This window comes from Bradyrhizobium sp. CW1, from assembly GCF_023100665.1.
Lineage (GTDB): Bacteria > Pseudomonadota > Alphaproteobacteria > Rhizobiales > Xanthobacteraceae > Bradyrhizobium > Bradyrhizobium canariense_D.
Genome location: NZ_CP064684.1, coordinates 1985452 through 2000895, shown reverse-complemented (window position 1 = coordinate 2000895; position 15444 = coordinate 1985452). Strand labels below are relative to the sequence as shown.

21 protein-coding genes and 1 riboswitch are annotated in these 15444 nt (G+C 64.4%); of the genes, 14 read left to right on the top strand and 7 right to left on the bottom strand.

Annotated elements, in window-relative coordinates; translation table 11 throughout:
- Positions 1–38 precede the first annotated feature (38 nt).
- A riboswitch (TPP riboswitch) is annotated at positions 39–167 on the top strand.
- The 7 genes from IVB54_RS09725 (at position 155) to IVB54_RS09695 (ending at position 6269) form a co-directional block, all read left to right on the top strand.
- Positions 155–1180: an FAD-dependent oxidoreductase gene (locus IVB54_RS09725; protein WP_247294948.1), complete on the top strand. Its 1026-nt coding sequence runs from the start codon at positions 155–157 to the stop codon at positions 1178–1180. It overlaps the preceding riboswitch by 13 nt.
- Positions 1171–1368, top strand: a complete 198-nt coding sequence (thiS, locus tag IVB54_RS09720) for a sulfur carrier protein ThiS (protein ID WP_085349129.1) — start codon at positions 1171–1173, stop codon at positions 1366–1368. The genes IVB54_RS09725 and thiS overlap by 10 nt, the downstream gene beginning before the upstream one ends.
- A 175-nt stretch (positions 1369–1543) precedes the next feature.
- Positions 1544–2326 (top strand): thiazole synthase, encoded by a 783-nt coding sequence (locus IVB54_RS09715; RefSeq protein WP_247361152.1) that lies wholly within the window; start codon positions 1544–1546, stop codon positions 2324–2326.
- Entirely contained in the window at positions 2313–2921 is a 609-nt protein-coding gene (locus IVB54_RS09710; protein ID WP_085349131.1) for a thiamine phosphate synthase, read from the top strand. Before IVB54_RS09715 ends, IVB54_RS09710 begins: the two co-directional genes overlap by 14 nt.
- A gap of 202 nt (positions 2922–3123) precedes the next feature.
- On the top strand, positions 3124–5022 hold the full coding sequence (gene thiC / locus IVB54_RS09705; protein ID WP_247294956.1) for a phosphomethylpyrimidine synthase ThiC: 1899 nt from the start codon (positions 3124–3126) through the stop codon (positions 5020–5022).
- A 123-nt stretch (positions 5023–5145) separates the two neighbouring features.
- Positions 5146–5454 carry a hypothetical protein gene (locus tag IVB54_RS09700; protein WP_247294958.1) on the top strand — a complete coding sequence of 103 codons (309 nt, stop codon included), beginning with the start codon at positions 5146–5148 and terminating at the stop codon, positions 5452–5454.
- Positions 5455–5750: 296 nt separating this feature from the next.
- Positions 5751–6269: a mismatch-specific DNA-glycosylase gene (locus IVB54_RS09695; RefSeq protein WP_247294960.1), complete on the top strand. Its 519-nt coding sequence runs from the start codon at positions 5751–5753 to the stop codon at positions 6267–6269.
- Positions 6270–6433: 164 nt separating this feature from the next.
- Here the strand turns inward: IVB54_RS09695 and IVB54_RS09690 are convergent, their stop codons facing one another.
- Positions 6434–6871 (bottom strand): VOC family protein, encoded by a 438-nt coding sequence (locus IVB54_RS09690; RefSeq protein ID WP_085349134.1) that lies wholly within the window; start codon positions 6869–6871, stop codon positions 6434–6436.
- Positions 6872–7137: 266 nt separating this feature from the next.
- Here IVB54_RS09690 and IVB54_RS09685 point away from each other — a divergent pair, with 266 nt between their 5' ends.
- Positions 7138–7791: a glutathione S-transferase family protein gene (locus IVB54_RS09685; protein WP_247294961.1), complete on the top strand. Its 654-nt coding sequence runs from the start codon at positions 7138–7140 to the stop codon at positions 7789–7791.
- Here IVB54_RS09685 and IVB54_RS09680 read toward each other — a convergent pair.
- Positions 7788–8516: an SDR family oxidoreductase gene (locus IVB54_RS09680; RefSeq protein ID WP_085351856.1), complete on the bottom strand. Its 729-nt coding sequence runs from the start codon at positions 8514–8516 to the stop codon at positions 7788–7790. The two genes, IVB54_RS09685 and IVB54_RS09680, sit on opposite strands and share 4 nt — an antisense overlap.
- A gap of 117 nt (positions 8517–8633) precedes the next feature.
- Complete coding sequence (locus IVB54_RS09675) at positions 8634–9068, bottom strand: hypothetical protein (RefSeq protein ID WP_018454147.1); 435 nt, start codon at positions 9066–9068, stop codon at positions 8634–8636.
- Between the two features lie 448 nt (positions 9069–9516).
- On the opposite strand from IVB54_RS09675, the gene IVB54_RS09670 reads away from it, so the two are divergent.
- Entirely contained in the window at positions 9517–9903 is a 387-nt protein-coding gene (locus IVB54_RS09670) for a RidA family protein (RefSeq protein ID WP_247294963.1), read from the top strand.
- Positions 9904–10054: 151 nt separating this feature from the next.
- Entirely contained in the window at positions 10055–10315 is a 261-nt protein-coding gene (locus IVB54_RS09665; protein ID WP_007613673.1) for a hypothetical protein, read from the top strand.
- A 229-nt stretch (positions 10316–10544) separates the two neighbouring features.
- Here the strand turns inward: IVB54_RS09665 and IVB54_RS09660 are convergent, their stop codons facing one another.
- Positions 10545–11087 (bottom strand): transposase, encoded by a 543-nt coding sequence (locus IVB54_RS09660; protein ID WP_085351857.1) that lies wholly within the window; start codon positions 11085–11087, stop codon positions 10545–10547.
- Between the two features lie 61 nt (positions 11088–11148).
- Positions 11149–11634, bottom strand: a complete 486-nt coding sequence (locus tag IVB54_RS09655; protein WP_018454143.1) for a molecular chaperone DnaJ — start codon at positions 11632–11634, stop codon at positions 11149–11151.
- A 111-nt stretch (positions 11635–11745) separates the two neighbouring features.
- On the opposite strand from IVB54_RS09655, the gene IVB54_RS09650 reads away from it, so the two are divergent.
- From IVB54_RS09650 to IVB54_RS09640, 3 genes are all read left to right on the top strand, one after another.
- A complete protein-coding gene (locus IVB54_RS09650) occupies positions 11746–12513 on the top strand; it encodes an SDR family oxidoreductase (protein ID WP_247294965.1) in 768 nt (255 codons plus the stop codon).
- Positions 12514–12730: 217 nt separating this feature from the next.
- Positions 12731–12979 carry a helix-turn-helix domain-containing protein gene (locus tag IVB54_RS09645; RefSeq protein WP_018454141.1) on the top strand — a complete coding sequence of 83 codons (249 nt, stop codon included), beginning with the start codon at positions 12731–12733 and terminating at the stop codon, positions 12977–12979.
- A 113-nt stretch (positions 12980–13092) separates the two neighbouring features.
- Positions 13093–13608, top strand: a complete 516-nt coding sequence (locus IVB54_RS09640) for a collagen-like protein (protein WP_247294967.1) — start codon at positions 13093–13095, stop codon at positions 13606–13608.
- Between the two features lie 9 nt (positions 13609–13617).
- Here the strand turns inward: IVB54_RS09640 and IVB54_RS09635 are convergent, their stop codons facing one another.
- Together IVB54_RS09635 and IVB54_RS09630 are read right to left on the bottom strand one after the other, a co-directional pair.
- Positions 13618–13833 (bottom strand): hypothetical protein, encoded by a 216-nt coding sequence (locus IVB54_RS09635; RefSeq protein ID WP_018454140.1) that lies wholly within the window; start codon positions 13831–13833, stop codon positions 13618–13620.
- Between the two features lie 96 nt (positions 13834–13929).
- Positions 13930–14196, bottom strand: a complete 267-nt coding sequence (locus IVB54_RS09630; RefSeq protein WP_018454139.1) for a DUF2277 domain-containing protein — start codon at positions 14194–14196, stop codon at positions 13930–13932.
- A 125-nt stretch (positions 14197–14321) separates the two neighbouring features.
- Between IVB54_RS09630 and IVB54_RS09625 the strand changes: the two genes are divergently transcribed.
- Positions 14322–15413, top strand: a complete 1092-nt coding sequence (locus IVB54_RS09625) for an alpha/beta fold hydrolase (protein WP_247361149.1) — start codon at positions 14322–14324, stop codon at positions 15411–15413.
- The last annotated feature ends 31 nt before the right edge of the window (positions 15414–15444 follow it).

Below are 15444 nucleotides of genomic sequence, written 5' to 3'. Positions count from 1 at the left end.
AAGCGCGTTGACCACCCTGCCCTGCTGGCATACATTAGAGCCGTTCCGAGGGGTGCTCCGAGGAGGAGCTGAGATACCGCTAAATGGGCAAATCCGCCCAGGACCGCGGTGACCCTTTGAACCTGATCCGGGTCATGCCGGCGAAGGGACAGGGATGTTGCAGACGACCAAGCGACCGGATTCCCCGGTATCCATCATCGGCGCAGGCATCGCAGGCGCCTGGCAGGCCTTGCTGTTCGCGCAGGCCGGCCACGCCGTCACCTTGCACGAGCGCGGTGACGCCGACATGACCGATGCCACCAGCCATTGGGCCGGCGGCATGCTCGCGCCCTATTGCGAGGCGGAAGTTTCCGAACCGATCATCTCCAGGCTCGGCCTGCGCTCGCTCGACATCTGGCGGCGCGAGCTGCCCGACACGCCCTTCAACGGCTCGCTGGTCGTCGCCCACCCGCGCGAGCGCAGCGACTTCGAGCGTTTTGCCCGGATGACCGAGGGCCATCGCCGGCTCGATGCCGCCGGCCTTGCCGAGCTCGAGCCCTCGCTCGAAGGCCGCTTCCGCGACGCGCTGTTCTTTCCGACCGAGGGCCATGTCGAGCCGCGCCGCGTGCTCCCGAAACTGCACGAGCGCATCCGCGCCGCCGGCGGCACCATCAAGTTCGAAAGCGACGTCGCCGCGGCCGAACTCGCAAAACTTGATCCTGAAGGCATCGTGATCGACTGCCGCGGCCTTGCTGCGCGCGACGAGCAGCCCGGCTTGCGCGGCGTCAAGGGCGAGATGATCCTGATCGAGACCAGCGAGGTGCAGCTTGCGCGGCCGGTGCGGCTGATCCATCCGCGCTGGCCGCTCTATGTGATCCCGCGCGAGGACAATCTGTTCATGCTCGGCGCGACCTCGATCGAGGCCGAGGACACCGGCGTCAGCGTCCGCTCGGCGCTGGAGCTGTTGGGCGCGGCCTATGCCGTGCATCCCGCCTTCGGCGAGGCCCGCATCGTCGAATTCGGCTCCGGCCTGCGCCCCGCTTTTCCCGACAATCTGCCGCGCATCGGCATTCGCGGCAACACGATCAGCGTGAACGGCCTCTACCGTCACGGCTTCCTGATCGCCCCGGCGCTGGCCGAGCTGACGCTTGGCTTTGTCGAGCGCGGCCAGATCGACAATGAGGTGATGCAATGCGCGTGATCGTGAACGGCGAGCAGCGCGAGGTGAATTCGGCCAGCGTCGACGCGCTGCTCAGCGAGCTCGACTACGAGGGCACCCATTTCGCGATCGCGCTCAACTACGACGTCGTGCCGAAGAGCCGCTGGGCCGAGACGGCGCTGAAGCCCGGCGACGAGATCGAGATCATCACGCCGCGGCAGGGAGGGTGATGATGATGGCGCGCTCGCCGAACACTCAGCTGTCATCGCCCGGCTTGACCGGGCGATCCAGTACGCCGCGGCGTCTCGGTTCTAACCGCACCGCCTCTGGAATACTGGATCCCCGCCCCCCGTGCGCAATTTGCGCACTAGGCGGGGATGACAGTGTCATTTGGAGAGACACCCCATGGTGACCTTCTACGGCAAAACCTTCCCCTCCCGCCTCCTGATCGGCAGCGCGCTCTATCCCTCGCCTGCGATCATGCAGTCGGCGATCCGCGCCTCGGGCTCGAACATCGTCACGGTGTCGCTGCGGCGCGAATCCGCCGGCGGCAAGACCGGCGATGCGTTCTGGAATCTGATCCGCGAGCTCGACGTCACGGTGCTGCCGAACACCGCCGGCTGCCGCAGCGTGCGCGAGGCGGTGACGACGGCCAAGCTCGCGCGCGAATTGTTCGGCACATCCTGGATCAAGCTCGAAGTCATCGCCGACAACGACACGCTGCAGCCCGACGTGGTCGGCCTGGTCGAAGCCGCGACCATCCTGATCAAGGACGGTTTTGAGGTGTTCCCCTATTGCACCGAGGATCTCTCGATCGCGAACCGCCTGGTCGATGCCGGCTGCAAGGTGGTGATGCCGTGGGCGGCGCCGATCGGCAGCGCAAAAGGCATCACCAACCGTGACGCGCTCAAGCTGATGCGCGAGCGGCTGCCCGATATCACGCTGGTGGTCGACGCCGGCATCGGCGCGCCGTCGCATGCGGCCGCGGCGCTCGAACTCGGCTACGACGCCGTGCTGCTCAACACCGCCATCGCCAAGGCCGCCGATCCCGTCGCGATGGCCAACGCCTTCCGCCTCGGCGTCGAGGCCGGCCGCACCGCTTTTGAGGCCGGGCTGATGAACGCCCGCGATTTCGCCTCCCCTTCCACCCCTGTCGTTGGGACACCGTTCTGGCATGCCGTATCCTGATCGCTTTTATCCCGTCGTCGACAGCCTCGCCTGGGTCGAGCGCCTGACCAAGCTCGGCGTCGGCACCATCCAGCTGCGCGCAAAGGACCTCGACGACTCGCAATCGCTGCAGATGGTCACCGACGCGCTGGCGATCACCGCGGGCACGCAAGCCAAGCTCGTCGTCAACGACTATTGGCGCGCGGCGATCGTCGCCGGCGCAAAATATCTGCATCTCGGCCAGGAGGACCTTGCCGACGCCGACCTCGCTGCCATCCGCGAGGCCGGCTTGTCGCTCGGCGTCTCCACCCACGACGATGCGGAGCTGGACACCGCGCTTGCCGCCGAGCCCGACTATGTCGCGCTGGGCCCGATCTTCTTCACCACGCTCAAATCGATGCGTTTCGAACCGCAGGGCATTCCGAAGATCACGGAATGGAAGAAGCGCGTAGGCCACATCCCGCTGGTCGCGATCGGCGGCATCAAGTTCGAGCACGCCGCGGAGATCTTTGCCGCGGGCGCGGATTCCATCGCCGTCGTCAGCGACGTCACCCAGAATGCCGACCCGGATGCGCGGGTGCGGCAATGGCTCGGCCTGTCCGCGGAGGCGGCGTGATGCGCCTCACTCTCTCACCCCGCACGCCACTGTCATCGCCCGGCTCGACCGGGCGATCCCGTACGCCGCGGCTTCTCGGCTTGAGCCGCACCGTCTCGGAGTACTGGATCCCCGCTCCCGTGCGCAATTGCGCACTAGGCGGGGATGACAGCCGAATTTGCCTCTCGCATAGCGACATCAACGAATTAAACCGGAGGATCCCATGAACATCCGCTCCAATCCCGACAAGACCGTCCCCGCCGTCACCACCGGCCCGCTGCCCTCGTCGCGAAAAATCTTCGCCTCGCCCGATGCCGCGCCCGACCTGCGCGTGCCGCTGCGCGAGATCATCCTGTCCGAAGGCGCCGGCGAACCGAACCTGCCGGTGTACGACACCTCCGGCCCCTACACCGACCCTAGCGTGACCATCGACGTCAACGCCGGTCTGGCGCGCGGCCGCAAGGCCTGGGTGCTGGAGCGCGGCGGCGTCGAGGAATATCAGGGCCGGCAGATCAAGCCGGAGGACAATGGCAGCGTCTCCACCGACAAGGCCGCGCGCGCCTTCTCGGCCTATCACCAGCCGCTGCGCGGCCGCGACGGCCACAAGATTACGCAGCTCGAATTCGCCCGTGCCGGCATCATCACCAAGGAGATGATCTACGTCGCGGCACGCGAAAATCTCGGCCGCAAGGAGCAGCTCGAGCGTGCGGAAGCAGCCCTTGCCGACGGCGAAAGCTTTGGCGCGGAAGTGCCCGCCTTCATCACCCCGGAGTTCGTCCGCAGCGAGATCGCGCGGGGACGTGCCATCATCCCCTGCAACATCAACCACGCCGAACTCGAGCCAATGATCATCGGCCGCAACTTCCTGACCAAGATCAACGCCAATATCGGCAACTCGGCGGTGACGTCATCGGTCGAGGAAGAGGTTGAGAAGATGGTGTGGGCGATCCGCTGGGGCGCCGATACCGTGATGGACCTCTCGACCGGGCGCAACATCCACACCACCCGCGAATGGATTTTGCGCAACGCGCCGGTGCCGATCGGCACCGTTCCGATCTATCAGGCGCTGGAGAAGTGCGACGGCGATCCGGTCAAGCTGACCTGGGAGCTCTACAAGGACACGCTGATCGAGCAGTGCGAGCAGGGCGTCGACTATTTCACCATCCACGCCGGCGTGCGCCTGCAATACATCCACCTCACCGCCAACCGCGTCACCGGCATCGTGTCGCGCGGCGGCTCGATCATGGCCAAGTGGTGCCTGGCGCATCACAAGGAAAGCTTCCTCTACACCCATTTCGACGAGATCTGCGATCTCATGCGCAAGTATGACGTCTCGTTCTCGCTCGGCGACGGCCTGCGTCCGGGCTCGATCGCCGATGCCAACGATCGCGCGCAATTCGCCGAATTGGAGACGCTCGGAGAACTCACCAAGATCGCGTGGGACAAGGGCTGCCAGGTCATGATCGAAGGCCCCGGCCACGTGCCGATGCACAAGATCAAGATCAACATGGACAAGCAGCTCAAGGAATGCGGCGAAGCGCCGTTCTACACCCTCGGGCCCCTGACCACCGACATCGCGCCGGGCTACGACCACATCACCTCGGGCATCGGCGCCGCCATGATCGGCTGGTTCGGCTGCGCCATGCTCTGCTACGTCACGCCGAAGGAGCATCTCGGCCTGCCCGATCGCAACGACGTCAAGGTCGGCGTCATCACCTACAAGATCGCCGCCCACGCCTCCGATCTCGCCAAGGGTCACCCGGCAGCCCAGCTGCGCGACGACGCGCTCTCCCGCGCCCGTTTCGACTTCCGCTGGAGCGACCAGTTCAACCTCGGCCTCGACCCCGAGACCGCCAAGAACTTCCACGACGAGACCCTGCCGAAGGAAGCCCACAAGGTCGCGCATTTCTGCTCGATGTGCGGCCCAAAATTCTGCTCGATGAAGATCACGCAGGACGTCCGCGACTACGCCGCGACGCTGAACGACCCGAACGGCGTGGGCATGTCGATGAGCGGCACCGCCGAGGACGGCATGGCTAAGATGAGCGCGAAGTTCAAGGAGATGGGCGAGAACTTGTATCTGGATGCGGAGAAGGTGAAGGAGAGCAATCGGGTGTTGTGAGCGGGCCCGTGCGAACTTTGGGGGCGACGATCGTCGCCCCCAAAGTTGGAAACGCAATGCGAACGGCCCATGCGGTCTGAAATACTACCAGGACTACCACCGTACGGACCTCCGGCCATCTCTTTGACCGGACACGGTGAGCGCGAATTTCGGGAAGGTTTGGTTGTCCGCTTCTATCCCAAGGGTTCCGATCCATGGATCGGCAATTTCGTGGGAGGCATCTTCGATTGCACCACTGTGCTCGATCATCCCAACGGAAGGGACGTGATCGTTGTCGCGTGTGGCGATACTTGCATTATCGATCCGGAACACCACGCCATTCGAGATCGCATTGCAAGTGACACCGGACAAGTGATTGCGGTACCGGCTCTTGGACTGGTGGTTTTCCAAGGGTTGGTCGATTTTAGCGCGGTTCGGTCAGATGACCTGTGATGGATTAGTCCGCGGATTTCGTGGGATAGCTTCCGCAGTATCAATGTCCACGAAACCAAACTTACCGGCGAAGCATGGTCTGCAAACGGAGACTCTTGGGTATCATTCAGCCTCGATCTTTTGACAGACCACTGCACCGACGGAGTTTATGAGTTAGATGCGGCTCGGGCGGTGCGTGTGACGCGCAAATCGGACTAGCGCGGGCAAGCGTAGCCCGGATGAGCGCAGCGACATCCGGGTCTTTGCCGCCCCGCATATCACTCCGTTCATGCGGGCTACAGCCGCGGATAATTGACGTGCCGGATACATCCCCTCACCGCCTCCCCGACCAGCTCCTTCCCAACCTCCGTCTCGTCTTCGTCGGCACCGCCGCCTCGACGCGGTCGGCCGAGCTCGGGCACTATTACGCCCATCCCGGAAACCGCTTCTGGCGCGCGATTCATGAGGCCGGGATCACGCCGCGGCGCTATCAGCCGGGCCAGTTCGCAAGCTTGCTCGATCTCGGGATCGGCTTCACCGATCTTTCCAAATCGGGCGCCGGGATGGATCACCAGATCGCGGCGGAGACGATCGACGTGCCGGGGTTCAGGGCCAAGATCGAAAAGTATCAGCCAAGGACAATTGCGTTCACGAGCAAGAAGGCGGCGAGCTTGTTTTATGGCAGGCCGTCAAGCGGGATTGCGCTGGGGCGGCAGCTGCGGGATGAGAGTCTGCCCGAGATGTTCGTGCTGCCCTCGCCGTCCGGCGCGGCGTCCGGGCATTGGACGCTGGAGCCGTGGCGCGAGCTTGCGGCGTGGATCGCTGCAACGGAATAGTCGAGAGTGTCCCCGCTTTGGCCTGCTCGCGTGTCCCGGGCAAGCGAAGCGCAGACCCGGGACCCAGAAGCTCCGGCACGGATGCGGCATGGGCCCCGGCTCTGCAGCGCACCACGCCGCGAAGAGCGGCGCGATGCGCTGCGTCCGGGGCACGGGCACCTGCCTCACCCAGCATACGCCCTATCCAAATCCGCAATCACGATCTTTCTCATCTGCATCATCGCCTGCATGACGCGGTTCGCCTTGCTGCGGTCGGGGTCGCCGAGGTAGCGGCCGAGCGCTGATGGGATCACCTGCCAGGACAGCCCGAACCTGTCCTTGAGCCAGCCGCAGCGGGATTCTTCGCCGCCGTCGGCGGTGAGCCTGTCCCAGAAATAATCGACTTCCGCTTGCGTCTCCACGCTGATGAAGAACGACACCGCTTCGTTGAACTTGTATTGCGGGCCCCCGTTGAGCGCGTTGAAGCGCTGGCCTTCGAGCTCGAACACCGCCATGAAGTCGCTGACGGTCTCAACCTTGGCGTTGGGAAACACCGATTTGTAGAAGGCGACGGCCGCCGGCACGTTGTTGTCGAACCAGAGAAACGGCGTGATGGAGGTCATGAACGGATATCCTTTCGCCTCGGGCGGGCGCGCGGCGGCGCGCCGATGTTCCAAGGACGTGGCAGGTAGGGACGTTCCGACAGCGGCGGCGGGATTTTCTTGTAGCCCGGATGAGCGACAGCGACATCCGGGGCCGGCAGCTGCCCCGCATATCGCTATCGCTCATGCGGCCTACGGGGTCCACGAAAACGCATTAACCTGTCGGAATCCACTCATTCCATTCGTCCTCCGAACGCAAAACGCGATCAACCCCGGAGCCCCTCCCGATGCCCCCCACCATCACCGCCTTCGAAAGCTCGCCCGACCGCGGCAAGGGGCAAGCCCGCGACATGCGGGTGCGCTGGGCGCTCGAAGAGGTCGGCCAGCCTTACGACGTGCGTCTGGTTTCGTTCCAAGCGATGAAAGAACCCGCGCATCTCGCCCTGCATCCATTCGGGCAGATTCCGACCTACGAGCACGGCGATCTCGCCCTGTTCGAGTCCGGCGCGATCGTGCTCCATATCGCCGAGCGTCACGCCGGGCTGCTGCCGACGGAGCCGCACGCCCGGGCCCGCGCGATCGCCTGGATGTTTGCTGCGCTGAGCACGCTGGAGCCGCCGATCGTCGAGCTCGGGATGGCCATGCTGTTCGAGCGCGACAAGAGCTGGTACGCGGAGCGGCTGCCCATGCTGCAGGATCGCGTCCATGTCAGGCTCGGCGAATTGGCCCGTCGCCTCGGCGATGCCGACTGGCTCGACGGCGCGTTCAGCGCCGGCGACCTCATGATGGTGACAGTGCTGCGCAGGTTGAACGCATCAGGCATGCTGGACGAATATCCAGATATCGCCGTCTATGTGGCTCGCGGCGAAGCGCGGCCCGCGTTCAGGCGGGCGTTCGATGCGCAATTGGCGGTGTTCACCGGGGCACGCTTGGCGCCCTAAAGATCGAAATTGGTCGGCAGCATCACCACGTCGCGGATGGTCATGCCGCGCGGCCGCGTCAGCATGAACATCACGACCTCAGCCACGTCGCCGGCCTCCAGCAGGCTTCCCGAGTCCCTGGCTTCCTTCAGCTTCTCCGGCGGCCAGTCCGCGAGCAAGGCGCTGACGACCGGACCGGGCGAAATCGAGCCGACGCGGATGCCGTGCTTGAAGACCTGGCGCCGCACCGTCTGGACGAAGCAGTTCACCGCCCATTTGGACGACGCATAGACCGGCTCCCATGGCGTGGGAAAATGCGCCGCCAGCGAGCTCGTGACGATGATGTCGCCGGTCCCGCGCGCGATCATGTGCGGCAGCACGTCGTGTACGTTCTTCATCACGACGTTGACATTCAGGTTCAGCATCCGGTCGATCGCCATGGTGTCGGCATCGACCAGATCGCCACCGACATACGTCCCGGCATTCGCATGCAGGATATCGAGCTGGCCGGCCTGCTCCAGAACGCGCGGCAGCACCGTTGCACAGTCTTTTGGGTCCAGCAGATCGATGAGCAGCGGGATCACCGCGTCGCCGTGCTTGTCGCGGAGCGCCTTCAGCGCGGCCTCATCGCGGTCGACCATCACCACGCGCGCGCCGGCGGCCAGCATCGCCTCGGTGCTGGCCAATCCGATGCCCGACGCAGCCCCGGTCACGGCCGCCACCTTGCCGTCCAACTCTCTCGCCATGGGATCCCCATCTTGCCGAGGTCACTGGGATCGTGAGTATAGCGACCCCGGCCGGAATTGTCGGGAAGAGATGGTGGGCGCGGCGCTTGCGCCCCATTTCCCCCTACGACATCGGCCTTACCGCAGCGTGATCGCAAGCCCGCTCAGATCCGCATTCGCCATCAGGCCGACCTGCGTGCCGGACAGCTCGAGCACGGCGCCCTTCTGGTTGGTCAGCACGATCGCACGCGCGCCGCGGCCCACTGCGATGCCCGCACCGGCGGCGCCATAGACGCCGGCGATGTCGGAGGGCCGGTTGATGTTGGAGACGCGGCCGCGCAGCACGGTCTTGGAGCCGCCGAAGACGAGGCCGTAGTCGAGCCCGCCGGTCGAGAGCGAATAGGCGCGGCCGCGGAAGTTCAGCACGCCCGAGCCGCCGGAGCCGCCGATGATCCAGCCCGCCTTGTAGATCGTCAGCACCACGGTGCCGCCGTCGGCCAGAGCCGAGGTCGAGAGGCCGGCAAGCGCGGCAATGCCGACCAGCGCGGCGCGGAGGGTGGATGCGAACTTCATGGGAGTCTCCGGGGGCTATTCTTCAAGGAGGGAAACGAATCGAACGAGCGGAATCTATCCGATGGATCGGGGCGGCAACATGATGGGATGGGCGCGAGTCGCGGTCTGTAGCAACACACCCAACTGTCATCGCCCGGTTCAACCGGGCGATCCAGTATTCCAGAGAGAGCGATAGTGAACCGAAACCGCGGCGTACTGGATGCCCCGGTCGAGCCGGGGCATGACGGCGGAGTTTGGCGCGACAAGACGCTCACCCGCCATCATGCCATTCTGCCCCTGTTTTGCCCGACGGAGCAACGATTATTTTGTTTTTCCCGAAGTGAAAAAGAAAGCTCAATGATTCCTGCTAGATGCCTACTGTGCATGGGGTTGTTTTCGCGTTTTTTGTTGGAGGCGCCCCGAGCTGCCGCTACGCTTGCGCTTCCAGCCCTCCATCCGAGGTGATCCCATGCCGATCCAGCATTTCGCGCCCCCGCCGCACGTCAAGGCGCCGCCGCTGTCCTTTGCCACGCGCGCAGGCGATCTCCTGTTCGTCTCCGGCATTCCCGGCTTCGACGCGAACGGCGCGCTGCCCGACGGCTTCGAGGCGCAGTTCGCCAATGTCGCCATCAACATCAAGCGCGTGCTGGCGGAGGCCGGCGCCGAGATCCGCGATCTCGTCAAGGTCAACGTGCTGCTGACCCGCGCCTCCGACGTCGCCGCCATGAACGCGCTCTATGCCGGCGCCTTCGGCCCGCCGCCCTACCCTGCCCGCACCACCTGCGTGATCCACGCACTGCCCGATCCGAAGATGCTGATCGAGATCGAGGCGGTGGCGTCGCTGGCCAAGAGTTAGACGTGTGATCGTCAGGCGATAGTCAAGGGATAAGGGTCGTCCGAACAGCCGACCAACGGCTGACATATCCGTGAACGGTCGCCGCCCCGCTTGCCAGCCACGCAGATTTGCCGCACCAGTTTTCTCTCACGTTCCCATCAGGAGATATTTCATGCGTCGCGTTCTCGCCCTTTGTGCCGTTGCCGGCATCGCCACCTCCGTGTTCGCCGTGCCGGCCTCTGCGGCAGTCGGCTATTACGTGATCCGCTGGGACAACACCGGCATTTGCCAGGTCTGGAACGAGGACCTCAAGTACAAGCCGTTCCAGTGGGGCGTGTCGACCTACAAGGTCGTCAGCAAGCCGCTCCCGACCTTCACGGCCGCCTCGGAGCTCCAGATCAAGCTGCGCGCGGAGCGCCGCTGCACGCTCTAGGCGTGAGGCGACAGACCGGATTTCAAAGGGCGGATCGCGCAAGCGGACCGCCCTTTTCTTTTGGACGGACCACCGGTTTTTCGGCCGACGTCACGCATTTTCCGCGCACACGCTTTGAACCTGGCCGGTTGGCGGACCCACTCACATCTTGTCCGGGGCGCACCAGCGTCCGACTCCAAGTCTGACGTCCGTAGCCCGGATGAGCGAAGCGATATTCGGGAATTCCCGGTCAGCCTCCCTGGGCTCGCTCACCGAAAGCAATCCCACTTTCGCCGGCATCGCCCGCCCAGTCTTCCGAGAGCAATCCCGCCCGCGCATATCGGTGAAAGGACGAATGCGGCCAATCACAAACGCGCTGGACGTAGCGATGCTTGACGGGGTTGAAGTGAATGTAATCCACGTGGCGGGCGAAATCATCTTCGTCGCGAACCGTGTGCTCCCAGTAGCGTCGTTGCCACAGAGCCAATTCTCCATTGGAGTGGCGGGCTACGTCGATACCCGCATGCAGTAGTGCGCTGCTGAAATGCCCCTCGATCCTTCGCCAACGTCCCGCGAAATCGGCGTCATGCGGCGGGAGGCTCATGACGACATGCAAATGGTCCGGAAGGATCACGATCGCATCGACCTCGAACGGGCGCTCCCTGCGAGCGGCCCGGAAGGCATCACGCAGGGCGCCAACGTTTTCAATCAAAATGGTCGATCTGCGGTCGAAGAGCGCTACAGTGAAAAAGTAGGTGCCGCCGGGAAGAAAATTTCTGCGATACAAAACCATGGGCTAGACCCGTCCCGGATGTCGCTTCGCTCATCCGGGCTACAGGATAGCACATGAGCCCTCACGCGTCCTTGTACGCGCCGGGATGGATCAGGAGGTCGCGCGCGGCGGCGAGGTCGATGAACGCTTCCGCGCTGCCGCCCTGGTCGGGGTGCATGCCCTTGGCGGCGCGGCGATACGCCTGATTGATGTCCTCGCAGGTGAGCTGCACCGCGAGCGGCAGGCCGAGCACCTTGCGGGCACGATCCTCGCTGGACAATTTTTTCGGCGCAGCATTGCGGCGCCCGAAGCGCGGCGCGGTCAGGTCGTGAACGACATCGAGCACCACGCCGAGACGGCGCCGTGCCGCCAGCGTGACGCTGTGATCGTCATTGTCCACGGCCTGGCGCAGCACAGGAAGCGCCTGCTCGGCGGCCTGACGCAGCATGGTATCGGTGCTCATCCGCGCGATCTCGGCCACCAGCCGTCCGGCCTCGGCCCAATCGGCGCCGTCCACCGACCGCAGGCGTTCGAGTGCGAGTTTCCAGGATTCGAGCCGTTCCATCATGCGCGCAACGTTTAGCAATCAAGATCAGTATGCCAAGGGCGCCGTTTCCGACCCCTTAATTTCGAGTTAGCCTTTCATGAAACTTCGAAAAGAAATCGGGAGGAAATTGTCATGGCATTGCTCGCAAACCATATCGCCGTCATAACGGGCGCCGGTTCGGGCATCGGCCGGGCCATCGCGGCCGGCTACGCCCGCGAGGGCGCGCAGGTGGTGCTGCTCGACGTCAACGCCGACACGGTCGCGGAAGCCGCCGAGGGGATCCGCAAGTCCGGCGGCAAGGCCGAGAGCTTTGCACTCGACGTCACCAGACGCGACGACTGCTTCGCGCTCGCCAGGCAAGTCGCCGACAAGGTCGGGCAGGTCTCGATCCTCGTCAACAATGCCGGCATCACCCGCCGCAACGCCTTCACCGCCGATACCGAGACGGTGGCGAAGGATTGGAATGACATCATCTCGCTCAACCTCAACGGCGTCTTCAACATGACGCAGGCGTTCCTCGCGCCCTTGCGAGCAGCCAAGGGCCGCATCGTCAATATCGGATCGATCCAGTCCTTCGTGCATCTGCGCACGCCGAGCTCGGCGGCCTACACCACCTCGAAACACGGCGTGCTCGGCTTCACCAAGGCGCTCGCGGTCGAGCTCGGCAAGGAGGGCGTGCGCGTCAATGCAATCGGGCCGGGCTTCATCGAGACTAACATCAACGCCAATGTGCGTGCGACCAATCCGGCGCTGGTGCAGGCTTTCGTCGATCACACCCCGCTGGCGCGCACCGGCAAGCCCGAGGACATCGTGGGTCCCGCGATCTTCCTTGCGTCGGACATGTCGGCCTACGTCACGGGAACGATCGTGATGGTGGATGGCGGATACCGGACGGTGTGAGCGGGAGGGATGCCTGCTTTGCGGGGTATGCTCGCAGGAATATGCAATCCGTGCCAATCGCGGCGGCGCGGCGGCATTCCCAAGGTCAATTCGTGCGATCGCCCGCTGTTAACCTTTCGTTAACCAAACCCGCCCACCGTAGATCTACGGCTTGGGGGTCGTTTGTTCTCGATCCGCTTCCAAAGACGGAAGCGGGCGTTGATCGGGGAGTGTGTCGATGACCACTGTTCATGTCGCTGCGTCCGAACCGGGCGCGTATGTCCTTTCACCGAACCAGATCGTTCCGCTGCTGATCGGCGCGACCGTCGACGAGGTCGAGCGTGAGCTCGTGCTGCAGACGCTCGCCCGCTGCGACGGCAATCGCACGCGCGCCTCACGCGTGCTCGGCCTCTCGGTGCGCACGTTGCGCAACAAGATCAGGCTCTATGCCGCCTCCGGCATAGAGGTGCCGGCCTATCACGACTAGCGCGCGATGTGCCGCCGATTGGTGTTGATCATGCCCAGGCGCGAGCCCGGGCGGAATTGCCGCTGTCGTCAAACGCCGCTAATTAGCTTGCTTCCGGTCGAGGGAGCAGCGGCGTGGCAGACGAACAAAAACGGCAGGGACCTCAGGGACCGCGCGGACGGCAGGGCGAACCGGGGCGGCCGGGACCGCAGGGTCATCCGGGCAAGCGCGGGCCGGATGGCGCGCGTGGCAAGCCAGGACCTCAGGGCAAGCCGGGGCCGATCGGGAAGCCCGGACCGCTGGGCAAGCCCGGCCCGCAAGGCAAGCAGGGCGAAGCGGGACCGCGCGGGGCGCCGGGGACACAGGGACCTGTCGGGCCGCAAGGGCCGGCGGGGCCGCAAGGCCCGCGTGGTGAAGCCGGACCTCCGGGCCAACTTCCGTCGATCGAACAGGTGCTGCCGTGGCTCGATCAGCTGCTCGACGCCTGGGACGAACGCCGCCGCCAGCGCGAGCATGAGGCTGCCGAGCGCGAGGCGCTGGAAGCCGCGGTGCAGGAGACCGACGACGCGCCCCTCGATGACGAAGACGAGGACAGCGAAGGCGATCACAGGAAGAAGAAGAAAAAGAAGAAGCACGGCCACAAGGACTGACGGACGAATCTATTTCGTCCCATTCTCGCGTCGCGGCAGCATGCCCATGCGCTCGAACTGCCAGCGCATGGCGCGGTACCAGAGATAGCCGACCGCTGCGCCGCACAAGGCCAGGATCACGACGTTCGCGCTCGAGAACGAGCCGCTCCACCACGTCATCCACGCGGTCCACAGCAACGTGAAAACGATGGCACCTGCTTTCAGCGGAAGAAGGGGGCGGCTCATGGTCGTGCTCCGGGGTGTCAAAAGCCCGGCGAACATCATCGCGCGCTGAGACCGTTGTCACCGTGAGGCAGGTCACGGAACGGACCTTCGAGCCGCCTAACCGAACCGCAGCCGCGAACGTTCCTTGGCCTTTTCCGCTTCGACCTCACGATCACGCGCCGGCGCATGGGTGTGCAGCGACGTCAGGAGTTTTCGCGCAGCCTCCGAGACCTCCGCCACCGCACGATCGAAGGCCGCCTCGTTGGCCTGCGACGGCTTGTTGAAGCCAGACAGTTTTCGAACGAACTGGAGCGCGCTGGCGTGGATCTCATCCTCGGTCGCCTCCGGCTCGAAGTTGAACAGCGTCTTGATGTTGCGGCACATGCAGTCTCTCCTGACCTTTCCCTCAAGGACGACCGGCGAAAACGAAATCCTACATCCTTCCGGACAGTTCTGCTAAGTTCCGCCGCAACGCGGCCGCCGACCAGAGCCGCACGGGGGAAATCGACATGAAAGCTTCTTGCGCGGCGCTGTCAGCCATCCTGTTGTCCGTCTCGTTGGCGGCCATCTCGACATCCGCATGGGCGGCCGATTATCCGACGCCGAAGCAGGGCGCCTGGATCGCCAGGGATTTCAAGTTCCACACCGGCGAGACCATGCCGGAGCTGAAGCTGCACTACACAACCGTGGGTGAGCCGAGCGGCCAGCCGGTCCTGGTGCTGCATGGCACCGGCGGCTCGGGCGCGAGCATGCTGTCATCAGCCTTTGCCGGCGAGCTGTTCGGCGCGGGGCAGCCACTCGATGCCTCCAAATATTACATCATCATCCCCGATAATATCGGTCATGGCAAATCGTCAAAACCGTCCGACGGGATGAAGACGAGCTTCCCGAAATACGACTACAACGACATGGTCGAGGCCCAGTATCGCCTGGTGACGGAAGGGCTCGGGGTCAAGCATCTGCGGCTCGTCATCGGCAATTCGATGGGCGGCATGCACACCTGGTTGTGGGGCGAGAAATATCCGAAGGCGATGGACGCGCTGATCCCGATGGCCTCGCAGCCGACCGAGATGGCATCCCGAAACTGGATGCTGCGGCGGATCATGCTCGACACCATCCGCAGCGACCCCGACTGCAACGGCGGGAATTACACCAGCCAGCCGCGCATGATGAAATACGCCATCACCGCCTACGGCATCGCGAGCATCGGTGGAACGCTGGCCTATCAATCGCAGGCGCCGACGGCGGCGAAGGCCGACAAGATCGTCGACGAGCGGCTGGCCATGCCGATCACGGCAGATGCCAACGACTTCGTCTACCAGTGGGAGTCTTCGCATGACTACAATGCCGGCGAGAAGCTGGAGGCCATCGAAGCGCCGCTGCTGCTGATCAATTCAGCCGACGACGAACGCAACCCGCCTGAGACCGGCATCACGGACGCTGCGATGACGCGGGTGAAGAACAGCAAACTGTATCTCATCCCGGCAAGCACCGAGACGCGCGGCCACGGCACCACCGGAAACGCCAAATTCTACAGCGAGCAGGTCCAGCAATTTCTGCAAGCCGCGCCGCAGCAAACGATCGAATCTGCGCGCCGCTGATTTTGCATCGCATCAACGGCCGTCTAGCCCG

What these genes read in the sequence shown, in the direction of transcription:
- thiC (WP_247294956.1), top strand. Translation starts at nt 3,124, where the DNA reads ATGAACATCCGCTCCAATCCCGACAAGACCGTCCCCGCCGTCACCACC.
- IVB54_RS09670 (WP_247294963.1), top strand. Translation starts at nt 9,517, where the DNA reads ATGCCGATCCAGCATTTCGCGCCCCCGCCGCACGTCAAGGCGCCGCCG.
- IVB54_RS09630 (WP_018454139.1), bottom strand. Translation starts at nt 14,196, where the DNA reads ATGTGCCGCAACATCAAGACGCTGTTCAACTTCGAGCCGGAGGCGACC.
- IVB54_RS09675 (WP_018454147.1), bottom strand. Translation starts at nt 9,068, where the DNA reads ATGAAGTTCGCATCCACCCTCCGCGCCGCGCTGGTCGGCATTGCCGCG.
- IVB54_RS09645 (WP_018454141.1), top strand. Translation starts at nt 12,731, where the DNA reads ATGACCACTGTTCATGTCGCTGCGTCCGAACCGGGCGCGTATGTCCTT.
- IVB54_RS09635 (WP_018454140.1), bottom strand. Translation starts at nt 13,833, where the DNA reads ATGAGCCGCCCCCTTCTTCCGCTGAAAGCAGGTGCCATCGTTTTCACG.
- IVB54_RS09710 (WP_085349131.1), top strand. Translation starts at nt 2,313, where the DNA reads ATGCCGTATCCTGATCGCTTTTATCCCGTCGTCGACAGCCTCGCCTGG.
- thiS (WP_085349129.1), top strand. Translation starts at nt 1,171, where the DNA reads ATGCGCGTGATCGTGAACGGCGAGCAGCGCGAGGTGAATTCGGCCAGC.
- IVB54_RS09690 (WP_085349134.1), bottom strand. Translation starts at nt 6,871, where the DNA reads ATGACCTCCATCACGCCGTTTCTCTGGTTCGACAACAACGTGCCGGCG.
- IVB54_RS09625 (WP_247361149.1), top strand. Translation starts at nt 14,322, where the DNA reads ATGAAAGCTTCTTGCGCGGCGCTGTCAGCCATCCTGTTGTCCGTCTCG.
- IVB54_RS09650 (WP_247294965.1), top strand. Translation starts at nt 11,746, where the DNA reads ATGGCATTGCTCGCAAACCATATCGCCGTCATAACGGGCGCCGGTTCG.
- IVB54_RS09655 (WP_018454143.1), bottom strand. Translation starts at nt 11,634, where the DNA reads ATGATGGAACGGCTCGAATCCTGGAAACTCGCACTCGAACGCCTGCGG.
- IVB54_RS09725 (WP_247294948.1), top strand. Translation starts at nt 155, where the DNA reads ATGTTGCAGACGACCAAGCGACCGGATTCCCCGGTATCCATCATCGGC.
- IVB54_RS09680 (WP_085351856.1), bottom strand. Translation starts at nt 8,516, where the DNA reads ATGGCGAGAGAGTTGGACGGCAAGGTGGCGGCCGTGACCGGGGCTGCG.
- IVB54_RS09685 (WP_247294961.1), top strand. Translation starts at nt 7,138, where the DNA reads ATGCCCCCCACCATCACCGCCTTCGAAAGCTCGCCCGACCGCGGCAAG.
- IVB54_RS09660 (WP_085351857.1), bottom strand. Translation starts at nt 11,087, where the DNA reads ATGGTTTTGTATCGCAGAAATTTTCTTCCCGGCGGCACCTACTTTTTC.
- IVB54_RS09665 (WP_007613673.1), top strand. Translation starts at nt 10,055, where the DNA reads ATGCGTCGCGTTCTCGCCCTTTGTGCCGTTGCCGGCATCGCCACCTCC.
- IVB54_RS09715 (WP_247361152.1), top strand. Translation starts at nt 1,544, where the DNA reads ATGGTGACCTTCTACGGCAAAACCTTCCCCTCCCGCCTCCTGATCGGC.